General features: G+C 37.4%; 17 protein-coding genes. 4 read left to right on the plus strand and 13 right to left on the minus strand.

Annotated elements, in window-relative coordinates; genetic code table 11:
* The first annotated feature begins 36 nt into the window (after window positions 1-36).
* Both KDN24_RS26050 and KDN24_RS26055 read left to right on the plus strand, forming a co-directional pair.
* Complete coding sequence (locus tag KDN24_RS26050; RefSeq protein WP_409971076.1) at window positions 37-522, plus strand: GyrI-like domain-containing protein; 486 nt, start codon at window positions 37-39, stop codon at window positions 520-522.
* A 21-nt stretch (window positions 523-543) separates the two neighbouring features.
* Window positions 544-1,008, plus strand: a complete 465-nt coding sequence (locus KDN24_RS26055; RefSeq protein WP_409971077.1) for a DUF8821 family protein — start codon at window positions 544-546, stop codon at window positions 1,006-1,008.
* A gap of 179 nt (window positions 1,009-1,187) precedes the next feature.
* On the opposite strand, the gene KDN24_RS26060 is transcribed toward KDN24_RS26055, so the two are convergent.
* The 11 genes from KDN24_RS26060 to KDN24_RS26110 form a co-directional block, all read right to left on the minus strand.
* A complete protein-coding gene (locus KDN24_RS26060; RefSeq protein WP_491348236.1) occupies window positions 1,188-1,835 on the minus strand; it encodes a helix-turn-helix domain-containing protein in 648 nt (215 codons plus the stop codon).
* A gap of 160 nt (window positions 1,836-1,995) precedes the next feature.
* Window positions 1,996-2,631 carry a sporulation membrane protein YtaF gene (ytaF, locus tag KDN24_RS26065; RefSeq protein WP_409971079.1) on the minus strand — a complete coding sequence of 212 codons (636 nt, stop codon included), beginning with the start codon at window positions 2,629-2,631 and terminating at the stop codon, window positions 1,996-1,998.
* A 112-nt stretch (window positions 2,632-2,743) separates the two neighbouring features.
* Window positions 2,744-3,826 (minus strand): sensor histidine kinase, encoded by a 1,083-nt coding sequence (locus KDN24_RS26070; protein ID WP_491348237.1) that lies wholly within the window; start codon window positions 3,824-3,826, stop codon window positions 2,744-2,746.
* Window positions 3,823-4,503 carry a response regulator transcription factor gene (locus KDN24_RS26075; RefSeq protein ID WP_409971081.1) on the minus strand — a complete coding sequence of 227 codons (681 nt, stop codon included), beginning with the start codon at window positions 4,501-4,503 and terminating at the stop codon, window positions 3,823-3,825. Before KDN24_RS26075 ends, KDN24_RS26070 begins: the two co-directional genes overlap by 4 nt.
* Before the next feature lie 101 nt (window positions 4,504-4,604).
* Complete coding sequence (locus KDN24_RS26080; RefSeq protein ID WP_409971082.1) at window positions 4,605-5,420, minus strand: ABC transporter permease; 816 nt, start codon at window positions 5,418-5,420, stop codon at window positions 4,605-4,607.
* Window positions 5,417-6,445, minus strand: a complete 1,029-nt coding sequence (locus tag KDN24_RS26085; RefSeq protein WP_409971083.1) for an efflux ABC transporter ATPase subunit, DrrA-related — start codon at window positions 6,443-6,445, stop codon at window positions 5,417-5,419. Before KDN24_RS26085 ends, KDN24_RS26080 begins: the two co-directional genes overlap by 4 nt.
* A gap of 325 nt (window positions 6,446-6,770) precedes the next feature.
* Complete coding sequence (locus KDN24_RS26090; protein ID WP_409971084.1) at window positions 6,771-7,313, minus strand: GNAT family N-acetyltransferase; 543 nt, start codon at window positions 7,311-7,313, stop codon at window positions 6,771-6,773.
* Window positions 7,314-7,527: 214 nt separating this feature from the next.
* Window positions 7,528-8,307 (minus strand): nitroreductase family protein, encoded by a 780-nt coding sequence (locus KDN24_RS26095; RefSeq protein ID WP_409971085.1) that lies wholly within the window; start codon window positions 8,305-8,307, stop codon window positions 7,528-7,530.
* Between the two features lie 131 nt (window positions 8,308-8,438).
* On the minus strand, window positions 8,439-9,287 hold the full coding sequence (locus KDN24_RS26100) for an MBL fold metallo-hydrolase (RefSeq protein WP_409971133.1): 849 nt from the start codon (window positions 9,285-9,287) through the stop codon (window positions 8,439-8,441).
* Window positions 9,288-9,356: 69 nt separating this feature from the next.
* On the minus strand, window positions 9,357-9,764 hold the full coding sequence (locus KDN24_RS26105; protein ID WP_409971086.1) for a VOC family protein: 408 nt from the start codon (window positions 9,762-9,764) through the stop codon (window positions 9,357-9,359).
* 302 nt (window positions 9,765-10,066) lie between these two features.
* Window positions 10,067-10,840, minus strand: coding sequence for a YheC/YheD family protein (locus KDN24_RS26110; protein WP_409971087.1), 774 nt, complete (start codon window positions 10,838-10,840; stop codon window positions 10,067-10,069).
* A gap of 382 nt (window positions 10,841-11,222) precedes the next feature.
* On the opposite strand from KDN24_RS26110, the gene KDN24_RS26115 reads away from it, so the two are divergent.
* Entirely contained in the window at window positions 11,223-12,557 is a 1,335-nt protein-coding gene (locus tag KDN24_RS26115) for a YheC/YheD family endospore coat-associated protein (RefSeq protein ID WP_409971088.1), read from the plus strand.
* 1 nt (window position 12,558) lies between these two features.
* Complete coding sequence (gene cuyB / locus KDN24_RS26120) at window positions 12,559-13,257, plus strand: cysteate racemase (RefSeq protein ID WP_409971089.1); 699 nt, start codon at window positions 12,559-12,561, stop codon at window positions 13,255-13,257.
* A gap of 132 nt (window positions 13,258-13,389) precedes the next feature.
* On the opposite strand, the gene rlmH is transcribed toward cuyB, so the two are convergent.
* Both rlmH and KDN24_RS26130 read right to left on the minus strand, forming a co-directional pair.
* Complete coding sequence (gene rlmH / locus KDN24_RS26125) at window positions 13,390-13,869, minus strand: 23S rRNA (pseudouridine(1915)-N(3))-methyltransferase RlmH (RefSeq protein ID WP_409971090.1); 480 nt, start codon at window positions 13,867-13,869, stop codon at window positions 13,390-13,392.
* Between the two features lie 80 nt (window positions 13,870-13,949).
* A complete protein-coding gene (locus KDN24_RS26130; RefSeq protein WP_409971091.1) occupies window positions 13,950-14,111 on the minus strand; it encodes a CxxH/CxxC protein in 162 nt (53 codons plus the stop codon).
* Window positions 14,112-14,252 lie beyond the last annotated feature (141 nt).

Below are 14,252 nucleotides of genomic sequence, written 5' to 3' on the forward strand. Positions count from 1 at the left end.
CATTTGATAAATTTAAAAAAGAGGATGGTTTTGAATATGGCAAATTATACTCTAGAAGAAAAAGACAGCTTTACCGTTTTTGGTATTGGAACTGAACTTAAGAGCAACTATACAGATTATGCAGGCATAAACAAGGAAAAGTCAGACTTTTGGCAAGCCGTCAGCCAAGATGGAACGCTTGACGCTTTGAAAGCTATGGCCAAAAACGATTACCTTTTTATCGTAAACGAAGCAGTAAATAACAAGATGATGCATTATGCTGGCGTTATGACAGAGGCATCAGCACCAGAACTAGGGGAATCTAGAGTGATCCAATTTCCTAAAGGAAATTACCTTGTTGTTAAAGGGGAAGGAAATACGGTTGAAGAAATGAGTAATAAAGTTACTGGCATTGCTTTTGGTCAAGCCTTATCAGAAGCAACGAATTTTGCCTATGTTGGTGGACCCAATACAGCGGTTGTGATGGGGCAGCGAGACGGCTTAGTTTATGGTGAAATGTGGATCCCTGTTGTGAGAAAATAAGAGATAAAAGGAGGGCTGAAAATGTCCTATATCGTTGATTTTAAAAATGTATCTACGGTTGGTTTAGAGTCTTCACCTTTAGCAGAAGCACTTGCTGGTTTACGTGCCAATGAAGCGCGTTACTTTATGAACAAATACAAGCATGAATTTACGGTAGTACCAGCTAGTGAGTCCTGTGAGACCCTTGAGTATGTGAACCGAATTTTGAAAGAAGAACGCGATATTGAGTTTGCAGCCAAACCTTTAGAAACGTCGCGTTTTCAAGTAGAAAATATTAAATTTGCCTATGTGATTTATGAGGATGGTCTTGTCCTCAATGTCATGTACACGGTTGACGGCCCTAAAAAGCGGGCCGTTGGTTTTAAGCTTTCCGAGGGGATGGAGGTACCGAAGGAGTTAGAAGAGAAGTTTAAGTTTGCTAGGCAGAAGTCTAAATTAGCTGGGACCATTCGGGGCTCGTTTTTTGTAATTAAGGGAGAATATTAAAGTAAGCAAAAGCGAACCAATTTTTGTATTTGAAAATACGTTTTCTTCATTTGAATCATTACTTTTAGCCATTAAAAATACTCCTCATTGGATAGACAGTTTTATTTTTTAATCTGTCTACCTAATGGGGAGCATGCCAAACTGTTCGCAGCATGCTCATAATCCCTTTATGTTTAGCCTCATGCTTTTTCTACTAATAAATTTGAAGCAAGTTTTACCGCGATCGCGTCGTCTAAATAGCCAAGTGGAAAAGTGTAATCCGGAATTACGTCTACCGAGATAATAAAATAAATGAGGGCACCGCCCATGATGGCAAGTTCAGCAGGAGTACCCTTTCTCGATCGAAACCTCTCAAACATCTCCTTCAACTGACTGATGAATGGACCGACACTGCCAACTTTCATTAGCTTTCTCTCAAAGCCATTAAGAACGAGCTCTTTTCCCTCTTCGGTTTGTGAATAATGTTGATAGTTTGCCAATTGCTGTTCCACACTGTTAATAGTAAACGTTTCATTATATAATTCAGAGGATTCAAGGTCACTCTGAATCATGTCTATAGAAGAATGAATATCTGAGTATTGCTGTTCCTGTGTTTGGTCAATAGGGTAACCAGCGGCTATAAATAAATCAGCAATTGGGACACCAAGATATTCAGCCATTTTTTGTAAATGTTCAGGATTTGCTTTTCGTTTACCATTCATAATCCGCGAAATGGTTGCTGTATCAATTTTAGTTAATTCACTAAGTTTTCTCATCGATAATGAATGTTCTTTCATTAATTCTCTTAATAACAAACAGAGTTTACTAGGTTTTGTTTGATCAGACATAATCTTTCCCTCCCCTTGAATATCAATATTTTTTTAATGATATCTATGTCAGTGAATTAATCAAGACCTACGATGGCAATATGAATCTATTTAAGCATTTAAGCAATTTTATATCTTGTTATTGACATTTTGTCAACGAACAATAACTGTTTGATCAACCTTAAAAGAATGTAGCAATCGCAATGATCAGTATAATAATACCACTTATGATTGTTCCGAATTCCCCCAATGTGAAAGAACCAATACGAATGGCTGCTAATTTATAACCTAAGGCAACTCCTGCCCAGACACTAATGAAACTGCCAATTGCGGCGGTTAAGGAAATTGCCAGCGGTGAAAATCCAAGCAGGCCAGCACCTAAACCGTTGGTAAGTGCGTTCGCTGATAAAGCTACTCCTAGAAGGACCGCCTCCCCCAAACCAATTTCTCCCGAGTTATCGACATCAGCTGCCTCAGGGTTCCTCAAAATTCCTTTCATATTTGGAGTTTCGTGATGACCATTCTCAGTACTCACAGCTAATTTTCCTTTTTTGCGAGGAAGCCCCAATAGAATGACCCTAATTCCAATAATAATGAGAAAAAATGCTCCGATGATCAAAGGAAACATGCCTGGAATCATTTTCGAAAGCCATATTCCAAAGGAAATCCCTGCTATACTCATCAGAAAACAAATGAAGCTTATCAATAAGTTAGCGCCTAAACCAATTCGAATTTCTCTTATTCCATATGAAATGCCTACTCCTAAATTATCGATGCTGGATGAAAAAGCAAAAGCCAAAATGATTAACCAGGACAATGTAAATCACTCCTATTTTTTTTACATTGTATTAATCAAATTGGCGAAAGTGCTTATTTATTTCTAAATCGTTGACAAAATATCAACATGTTTAAAATGGGTGCTCATTCTGTTAATGCAACAGAGGACTGTCCCAAAGCTTCACCGTTATTTCCGTTCCTTTTCCCGGTTCACTTCGGACCTGAATCTCACCTTTGTGCAATTCAATTATTTTTTTGACAATGGATAGACCAAGACCACTACCCCCAAATTGGCGATTTCTTGATTTGTCCGCTTTATAAAATCGCTCGAAGATATGCAGCTGTGCATCTTTGTTCATGCCAATTCCTGTATCCTTAATTTTGACGACCCGATGATTGTCAGCTGTTTTAACTGTCTCAACAGATATGGTGCCTGCTTTTGGTGTGAATTTAATACTATTATGAATTAAATTAATCCATGCTTGGTCCATTAGTTCCTCATCTGCCGTGATCGTTAATTTTTCAAGGGAAATATCGAAATTGATTTCCTTCTCTGCCCATTGCGGTTCATTGGCAATGATGACCCGGCGCAGCTGATGATCCAGCCGATAGTTTTTTAGTTCAAACGGATGATGATCAGAGTCTAATGAAGTAAGTTTTAAAAGATTTTCACTCAATTTTGATAGCCTGAGACTTTCCATTTCGATAATTTCAAGGTAATGTTTGCGTTCCTCAGCACTCAACTCATCGTTCTTCAGCGCATATGAAAATCCGCTGATCGATGTAAGTGGAGACTGGATTTCATGCGAGACATTTGAGATAAATTCCTGCCGCATTTCTTCCATTTCCCCTAGCTTATCTGCCATATGGGTAATACTTTCGATTAGCTTCTGATATGGATGATCATTTCGTCCGTGTAATTGATCCTTGTAATAAGAAAGATCGATATTAAAATTTCCTTCAGCCATCATCTTCATGGCATGAAGGACCGGATGCAAGAATTTATCTTGCTGTGATCTTACCCACTTAATTCTTGTAATAAAAAACATGAAACACCCAAATAGGAAAAATCCTAAAATCGAGTTGATTAACTGTCTGGTAAATTCAGAAGGAAAATATTGAACGGTCTCATAGAACGAAGTTGTCACCCAATAGGCACTCGACCAGCCGATAAGAAGAGAGAGGATAACAGCTATAAAACCTAACATTCGCTTCATCATTTCAGGAAGGTTCAATTCGGCACCTCCAGACGATAGCCGAGTCCACGGATTGTCGTGATGATAAACGGACAATCTGCCTGAGAGAATCGCTGCCGCAGCCGTTTAATGTGGACATCAACGGTTCGTTCATCCCCCTCATATTGAAACCCCCAAATGTCTTCAATTAATTGCTCTCTTGAAAACGTTTTTTGCTGATGGGTAGCAAGCTTAAACAACAGTTCAAATTCCTTAAGCGGTAAGGTCATGTCCTGCTCTCCGATGAATACTTTATAGGAAGCACGATCAATCACCATATTTCCAATTTCAATTCGATTAGAAGCCGTTATTTGATATCGTTTGAGCAGTGCTTTCACCCGCGCGGCCAACTCCGCTGCAGCAAACGGCTTCACCATATAATCATCCGCTCCAAGATCAAAACCCTTTACTTTTTGAGCTGTTTCCCCTTTTGCCGTCAGCATTAAGATCGGCAGCGTATCAGAATAATAGGTTCGGACCTCCTGGCAAAATGTCCAACCATCCATATTCGGCATCATAATATCAAGAATAATCAAATCAATTTTTTCCGTTTCGAGTATAGACAGGGCAGCTTCCCCATCTACCGCCTCCACAATCGATACACCTTCTTTCGAAAGAATGACGTGAATTAATTCCCGGATGTGAGGGTCATCATCTACGATTAATATTTTTGTCATCATATTCATTCCTTTTTAAAAAAGTACAGGGAAGCGCCAGTCTACATGCGGTTCCCTATAGGTCATTTATTTTATTTTACACCATTCAGAGCTTCTCATAACTATGTTCGGCGCATATAGGCACGAACCGTGATTGGTGCGAAGATGGCAACAATGAGGCCAGCACCGATCAGAGAGATGGTCAGGTCCCACCCAATAGTGCCTGAGTTGGTCAACTCTCTGACAGCTGTGACAAGATGTGAAATGGGATTGATTTTCACAAACCATTGAAGCCAGTTTGGCATCGTATCGGCTGGTACAAATGCATTCGAAAGAAACGTAAGTGGAAACAGCACCAGCATCGAAATCCCCTGTACACTTGACGCAGTACGGGCAATCACGCCAAAGAAGGCAAAGATCCAGCTTACACACCAAGAACATACAATAACAAGAAGAGCGGCGATGACAACAAAGCCTAGACCACCTTCGGGATGATAGCCCATAATATACCCCATGACGAAAGTGAGTACGGTCGCAATCGTATAACGAATCGTGTCAGCAAGCAACGCCCCCGCCAGCGGAGCAATCCGTGCAATCGGCAGCGACTTAAATCGGTCGAACACTCCCTTATCCATGTCCTCCCGCAGTTGGACTCCTGTGACAATCGAAGTTGAAATAACCGTCTGAACGAGGATGCCAGGAATGATTATAGGCAAATAGTTTTGCACATTTCCTGCAATCGCCCCGCCAAAGATATAAGTGAACATCAAAGTGAAGATAATCGGCTGAAGCGTGACGTCGAACAATTGCTCAGGTGTTCGACGTATCTTTAACAGGCCGCGGTAGGCCATCGTCAATGAATTTTTCACCGCTTGGCTAAAGCTCGATTTATTGCGCAGCTGTCTTTCAACAGCCGGCATCGTTGGATTATTTTTCATACTCGTACTTCCCCTTCCTGTTGCCATTTCTTAGAGGCTGTTGATCCCTCATCCTTCACATCATGGCCGGTAATTGTTAGAAACACTTCGTCCAGTGTTGGCTTCTGTACACTAAATTCAGCCAGTTGGATTCCTGCCTCCCTTAGTGCGATCAGCAGGTCCGCTACCCGATCGGCATCTTCTATTGGTGCCAAAACCTTCCCGCCTTCTGCCGAAACAGCTGACTGGACCTCAAGCACCCGTTCAACAATCCCTCTTGCGGCTTGCATATCCTGTGGATGCAGGATGCTCAAATGTAAGGAAGATGTACCAACTGACGCTTTCAGCTCATCCGCTGTACCCTCTGCGACCACACGACCGTGATCAATCACTGCAATTCGGTCAGCCAGTTCATCTGCCTCCTGAAGGTACTGAGTTGTTAAAAGTACTGTTGACCCGGACTTTACCAAGCTTCGGATCGTATCCCACATTTGATTTCGAGTCCGTGGGTCGAGTCCGGTGGTCGGTTCATCCAAAAAGATAAGCGGCGGCTGGGCAATAAGGCTCGCAGCCAGATCTAACCGGCGGCGCATCCCCCCTGAGAAATGTTTCAAGGGACGCTTCGCAGCTTCCGTTAAACCAAACTCCTCTAGCAATTCTGCTGTCTTACGCTTTGCCTCAGTGCGACCGAGACCTAGAAGCCGGGAGAAGATAATCAGATTCTCGGTCGCGCTGAGTGACTCATCGACAGAAGCGTACTGACCCGTTACCCCAATTAATTGACGGACAAGCTGCGGATCCTTTACTACATCTTGCCCGAAGATGCGTGCAGATCCCGCATCTGGCCGAAGTAGTGTAGCAAGCATTCTGATCGTAGTCGTTTTACCTGCTCCATTGGGACCTAACACACCGTAAATCGAACCGGTTTTGACATTAAGATTAACGCCGTCTACCGCCCGATTATCGCCAAACGTTTTGACAAGCCCACTTGCTTCAACAGCCCAATCATTATTTTGCGCGATTATCTTTGTATGTTGATTGTTCATTATCGTTGTTCCTCCTCATTTATTAATCAATAAACTTCTATAAAAGTGTTTTTTTCAGCAACTCCTTTTTAAACAAGACGTTCATCTGATACTTTCCAGATTATTTATGGATTATAAATCAACACTATGAACTGAATATGAACAATACGTGGGGAAATCGTTTTTGTAAAAAACACAAGTTTGTATTTGGGGCAAGAGGCAAAACGAAAAAAACTATTAAAAAACGTTAAAAAAGCTTTGTTTCCAAAAGGAGAACAAAGCTAGTTATTCTTAATAAAAACTGCCTCTATTTATGGTACGCTCCACCTCTTGTCTATGTGTGGCATTAATTTGATAAAATATATCCCATTTCTAGACGCACTTCATTTTTATGTACATCGTCATTCGAGTAAGAAATCGTATTAAAGCCGACAATTTCAAAACCATTTTTTAGATAAAATTGGATGGCAGGGTAATTGGATGTCTGTGTTTCTAATACAATGGCTCGTACGCCCAATTCAACTGCTCTTTGTTTAGCTGTTTCTATTAATCTTCTTCCAATTCCATGCTTTTGAAACTGAGGCCATACATGTAAATCATGGATTAATAATGTATGATTCCAGTCCATAGCTTGAATCACCATAATAGCAGCCTCTTTCCCATCTAATTCTGCCATATAGGCTTCAGAACCTTCTTTATATTCTTCAAAAACCTCTTCTTCTAATCTTTTCACAAATGGGATATCAAAGCTTTCTTCTTTTAAAGTAAAATTCCATCCATTGTCTATTTTTCCAGAGAATACCTTATAGTATTTCTTCGACGTATAGCTATATATCACTTTTTTTCCTGCTGGGAAATTTTCTTTATAGATTCGTTGAATTGTTAACATTACCATTCCTCCTTACTTTCCATATTCAGCATTTGATTTTCTTAAGTTTGTTAAACATGGCTGTTGATTTCTGCTCCAATCAACAGGTGCAAAAATCAACATTGTCCTTTAACAGAGGGCTGCATGCCTTATTAATCTATTTAACTCATTAAAGACCATTCTGACTTATAACATGGTTCACCATTACATTTCTAAACGAGGATTTCCCAAAAGATCAATCATTATTCATAAAGTTCTGCTTCTCTAAGTAATTCAGCACAGTCTGTGAAAACTCGATGTGCGATTCCTTCGTATATTTCGCAATGGTATAAACTTGAGCTAGATTCTTTAATCCTAGTCTTTCTGTCATTTCTTTTAATCTAGGGATGTCCATATAGCGTTTCCACCCCTTTTCATTTCTTTCTTTATAGATTTCGAGAATTTGCTCATCTGAATAATCACGATACTGGTCATAGTGAACGATTCCATGCCTTGGCAATCGATCACGTGGCTCAGGGTTTTCCGCGGGATATCCTAATGAATAACCGACAACTGGGATAACATTTGGTGGTAAGTTAAGCAGTTCACCAATTTGATTACAATTTGCAAGCGTTGATCCCATATAACAAATGCCCAGCCCAGCATTCTCTGCTGCTAAAGCACAGTTCTGTGCTACCAAAGTAGCATCAATAGCCCCGATCATAAAGCTCATATAATTATCAAAATGTATAGGTGCATCATTGAGCGAAAGCCATTTTCTCATTCTATTAAAATCAGCACAAAAAGTTACTAGTATAGGTGCATCAACAACCATCGATTGTTCCATATGTGCATTGTATAATTTTTGCTTAAGTTCTTTGTCTTTTGTGACAATAATTGAATAAGATTGCATATTCCCGCTTGATGAGGCACGTATACCTGCATCTAATATTTGCTCTAGCAGCTCTTGACTTACTTCCCTGTCTTCATATTCTCGTATGGATCTGTGTCCAAATATAACATCATTTAATTCCAAAACACTTACTCCTCGCTATGTAAAGTAATTTAATTATAGCTCTAATCAAAAAAACTTTTTCAAAATGATTACGCTATTTATTCACGTTTTACTTTTTTAATGCCTTGATAAAAACACAAAAAATACCTTCTTTAATAACCATTAACAAATTCGTCTATTACTTCTAATTCGTCATCAGTCAGTTCCCTTTTTACATATTTCTTATAATTTTCTATTATTCTTTGTTTTTTACCTTTAAAAACATCAGTATATGTTGCAATGGTTCTAAGCATTGTAATTTCCTGATTAAATTCCTCTTTTGAAATTGGTTTCCAATGAGAGAGAATATATGTTTCGGCATCAAATGTTTCTAGTTTATCTAAAAGTTGAAGCGTTTCGTTGATTTTGTAATTCCTCTTTTTAGAAAAAATATCACAATAAATACAATCTCCTAAAAATAGAATCTTTTCTTCTTTGATGTACACAACGACAGAATCTGAAGCATGACTTCCTCCCACATGTTGTAGGACACAAGTCACTTCTCCAAGATCTATTTCCAATTGTTTTTCAAAGATTAAATATGGCAACACAATCGTGATATTCCGTTGATCAGCAAATTCTTTTTTTATTGCATTTGCACAAAATTCAATTTCCTTTCCTTCTTTAACTCGCAAATCTAAAGCTTCATCCGACCACAAGAGATGCTTTAATTTTTCTATTTCCGCTTTTGTTTCTTTTGAGGAAATGGATAATGCATTTGTTAGAGTAGAGAGACCAAAAATATGATCCCAATGCCAATGTGTAAGGACAACCATATCTGGATATGAAACGTTTCTTTTTAATAGTTCATCCAGAAAATACTTGGCATGTTTTTCCGAGTTGCCTGCATCAATCATTACTGTTTTATTCCTGCCAACAACCATCCCAAGTATGGGACGATCGGTCTCCGATACTGGTGTGATATACCAAAAACAGTTACCTATTTGCTCTATCGAATGCATATTAAATTTTCCCTCCTCAACCTCAATTTTACTCATATACGGTTCTCCCTAACTAGCGTAAATGCTGTTCTATTTTAAGGATTGTTTAAAAGAAGGACTTAATTCACTCCATACATCAAACATATTGTTATCTAGATCATAAAAAATGAAGTTATTTCCTGCATGTCCTCGATCTTCAATTTCTCCCACCTTTATTCCCTTTTGTACAAATTCCTGATGTAGAATCAATAGATTATTTAAACCATCCACTTCAAAGGTAACTGGAAAACACATATTATCATTTACATCTTGGAAGGAATTTACTTGATTTTCTAAAGCTTTCACTAAAAATACGCTAACATTTGCTAAATTGATAATCCCCTTGTCTTCATCCTCATACGTTAAAATGGCATCTAAATTTTCTACATACCAGTTTACTGATTTTTTAACGTCAAGCACTGGAATATAAATTGTACCAACTCGAACTAACTTCCCCATCCATCACACTCTCCCTCCACAAAAAATTAATTCTATATTAAATTCAATTTTTCACTTCAATTTCCTTTACTTAATGAAACAAAAACACCCAAACGTTCTACTTAAACGGTTGGGCTACATTTTCTAATAAACTGCATTTACTTGTGATACGGTTCTCCGTAACGCATCTAAATGAGGTTTATAGGCGAAACTATCGACTAAACTTGTTAAAGCTGTTCCAATTGATGCTTTTACATGGATTAGTTTATCGATCCTCTTTTTTAAATTATCACCTTTTACAGCTTCCATTCATAAAAAGCAAATCAGCCCTTCTTTTCTAATCTTCGAATTTCCATAATTCGTTTCAAGAGGACTTTATTTTCAATCTTGGCAAATGCTGCGACCCCTGGATTTTTATTCACTTCATATAAGATGGGTTTTCCTTGTGGATTTATGCCAAAGTCAATGCCATATTCCTTGTTAGGAAAATGTAAGTCCATAATTTTAGCTGCTGAGATAGTAAGCTTCTCTAAATCATCAATTACTTGTTTCTTCTTTCTATCATCCAATTTTAAATGTATTGTCAAAAGCTCATCAATCGATATGACTTTAGCACCCCTTGAGAAATTAAGAATACCACTATTGATTGTTGCTGGCGTTCCAATCTTTGCATTCATTCCACTAATTAGCCATTTTCCTTTATGTTTTTGTACATGAACCCGAATGCCAAACGGCAGTCTATGACGAGTAACACTTTGGATGCCTTCCTGAATAATATATTTCCCTAATCTCCCGAATTTCTCATACGGGCGCAAGATTCGGTGAAATTCCTTAATCGTATCAACACACTGTTTTAGTGGCTTTCCTGAGATTGAAAAGCCACTAAAACAATATCTTCCATCTTTTCCTACGTAAACTTTGAAAACCCCTCTTCCTTGTCCTGATGTATCGTGTTTAACATAGACATTGTCAAAGCGGCTGAGGAAATCTGATAGGTTTTCAATACTATATTTTTTCGTTTTTGGAATTCTATTTGCTATTAAGCGATTTTGTTTCAAAAGTAAATTTTGATTCCATTTTCCAAAATCCTTGTTCATAAAATACACCTCATTTCAGTTTATTAATGAAAAACTATAAGATTAGGGATATAATTGCCTTCTATATTCCAGAAATCTCCTGATGTGTAATCCCAATGTCAAAGTTGATTATATTTATTTCTAAATTGTTCTCTTCAAACATTAACCAAAACACCCATTCATTATTCCTCCCTTCAATGGGACTACTTAAATATATTGCTCTAATTAGCAAAGTGGCACTGTGATTGTCCTATTTAAATGCATATTTCTACTATTTACCCAACTTTTATAGAAAGTATCGGAGCCGACTTTCGAAAATTGGGATTAAGCTAAGGGGAAATCGTTTATACATATCTTTTTGATTAAACATATTATGCACAATAGCTATGTAGGGGGTGAACGTTTGAGAAATCTTATTAAAGTAATAGCCGTAAATCATCAAAGTCATTGTCTTTTTGTCCATCCTAATCAAAGTAAATTAATAGACAAAACAACGACTATTCACTTCGGTTTTCAAAAAATGAAGGTTGCTTGCAAACAGTTAAATACGTTAAAAGAAAATGAAATCGGGTTATCCAAGACGGTTATAGACAAATTACGGCTTCCTTTAGAAGCTGAATATGAACTATTCATTGAAAACAATCGAATCATCATAGGGCCATTTATTGGACTGTTAATAGCAAACTACCAATCTGAACTTAGAGAAAAAGTAAAATATCTTAAGTTTATCATTCGACAATATCCGTTAGTGAGGGGAGTTATAGCAGCATTCTCGTTGGAAGGTATGGATGAAAAAAATGCAAAGATAAATGGTCTTTTTTACAATCCAACTTCAAGAAGATGGGAAAAAAGAACTTTCCCTTTTCCTACAGTCATCATAAAGCGAATGCTCTTGTCCACAAAAAGACAAAATGATTTAAAAAACCTTTATGGTTCACGTTTTTTCAATTCAGCTTATATTAATAAATGGAAAATGTATCAATTGCTTAGTTTAAATAAAGATTTGATTCCCCATCTCCCCAAAACATATTTATATAATAAGCCAGAAGATATCCTACATTATTTGAAAAACTTTCGAACCATTTATGTAAAGCCATTATCAGGATTAAAGGGAATGGGTGTAGAAAAGTTTATAGCAAAGCCAAATAAATATTGTGTTAAATTTCGAAGCAAGAAAGAAAATAAGACAATCGATTTTTTCTCTGAAAACGAGCTGCTTCATTATGTTAAAGCTAAATTTAAAAGTAAGAAGTATGTTATACAGCAAGAAATTGATTTAGAAATTGAAAAAAAACATCTCATTGATTATCGAATTGTTCTTATAAAAAATGAAAATGGACAATGGGAAGATGTTGGTATGGTAGGAAGAAGAGGTGTGGAAGGTAGTATTGTGAGCAACCGTTCAAGTGGAGGAAAAGTGGAACGAGGAGAAACAATACTTTTATCATCTTTTAATCTAACCAATGCGGAGATGCTAAGTTATCGCCAAAAAATGTCTGAAATTGCGATTAAAGCTGCTAAAGAGTTGGATAAATATGAGAGCATCTATAAATACGGGGTTGATATCGGTATTGACCGCCATCATCACATTTGGCTAATTGAAATAAACAACCATGCCCCGAATGATCGTATTTTTTCACATGTTGGCGATTATGATACGGTTTCTAAAATCAAAGACTCAAGTATGCTTTATGCAAAATATTTGGCCGGGTTCCCGGGCAATCGGAATTCTCAATAATATGGTAAAGACAATAGGAATTCTTGGTGGAATGGGCCCGTATGCAACGATAGATTTATTTCAAAAAATAGTTTCCAATACACCTGCCAAATTTGAACAGGATCACCACCAAATCATCATTTACAATAATCCAAAAATTCCTTCTAGAATAGAAGCTTTCAACAAAGGAGCCAAAAGTCCGTTACAAGAATTAATTCGATCAGCTTTTGTTTTAAAGCGTGCTGGGGCTGATTTTATAATTATTGCCTGTAATTCAGCCCATATTTGGATAGATGAAATTAGAAGAAATGTTACCGTACCTTTTTATAGTATGATTGAAAATACAGTTCAACATGTATTGGAGTGTAATTCAAATGTAAGTGAAAAAATACTCCTTTTTGCTACTGAATCAACCATTCAGCAGCAATTATATCAAAATGCATTTAATAGCAGCACTTATAAAATTGTTTTACCGAATGAAGAGGAACAAAAGTTAGTAAACCTTGCAATTAATGATGTGAAAATAGGGAAAATTCATACAAACTCTTATGTAGAGGAATTAAATGAAATGATAGAAACATATCAATCAGAAGGTATTTCAAGGATTATTGGCGGTTGTACTGAGATTCCTCTTCTTTTTCCGTACTTTGATACGGATATAAATCTGGTCGATCCAACTTTTTTGTTAGCCAAGTTGGCAATCAAAAAAGCAATTGAATAAAAATCGTCAACCACAGATCATTCTTTACAAAATGGTTTGTGGTTTTTACTATCGAGAAAACAATAGAAGGACAAGACTTGCGCATCCTAAAGGAAGATCAAGACCCGTCCCTTTTCTTTTCAAAAACCTCACTTACTTATGATACGGCTCCCCCCGATTAATCCGAAACGCCCGATAAACCTGCTCCACCAATATCAGCCTCATCAACTGATGTGGAAACGTCATCCTCGAAAAACTGAGCATTTCATCCGCTCGCTCCAATACGTCCTTACTTAATCCTAGTGACCCACCAATGACGAACGCTACTTTGCTTTTCCCATATGTCGCTAGCTTATCAAGACTATCAGCCAATTCCTCTGAGGATTTCAGCTTTCCTTCAATCGCGAGTGCGATAACATACGCATCCGAGTTAATTTTTGCGAGGATTCGTTCTGCTTCTTTTTGCTTAACAATTCCCATTTCGGTTTCGCTTAGTTCTTCTGGTGCTTTTTCATCAGGAACTTCGATGATTTCGATTTTGGCGTAGGCCGAAAGTCTTTTCACATATTCCTCGATTCCTTGTTTTAAATATTTTTCTTTCAGTTTACCGACGGTTATAATGGAGATATTCACATGTAATCCTCACTTTACGAACAAGTTATTCACAATAGTTATCCACATATCCACATTTTCTATCCACATATTGTGGGGGATCATTTGTTTGCCACAATATATATCGCTTGATTTTGACAATATTCACAGGTTGTTGATAACTTTTCTTCCTCTGTTACCTTTGTTAATTGTGGGAATGTTTCGTACTCATCCACAATTGTATCGATTGCTATATCAATATGTTCCTCACAAGAATAAATCATTTAACCATATCCTTTCATTTCAATTAAAGACTGTTCACTTATATACATTGTGGATAGTTTGCATTCTATCCATACTATTCATTTATCCACAATTCATATTATCATATTAAAAGCGCAAGCGCTCAAAACAAAAAAGTAGGA

Source organism: Cytobacillus sp. Bva_UNVM-123 (assembly GCF_046351715.2).
Lineage (GTDB): Bacteria > Bacillota > Bacilli > Bacillales > Cytobacillaceae > Cytobacillus.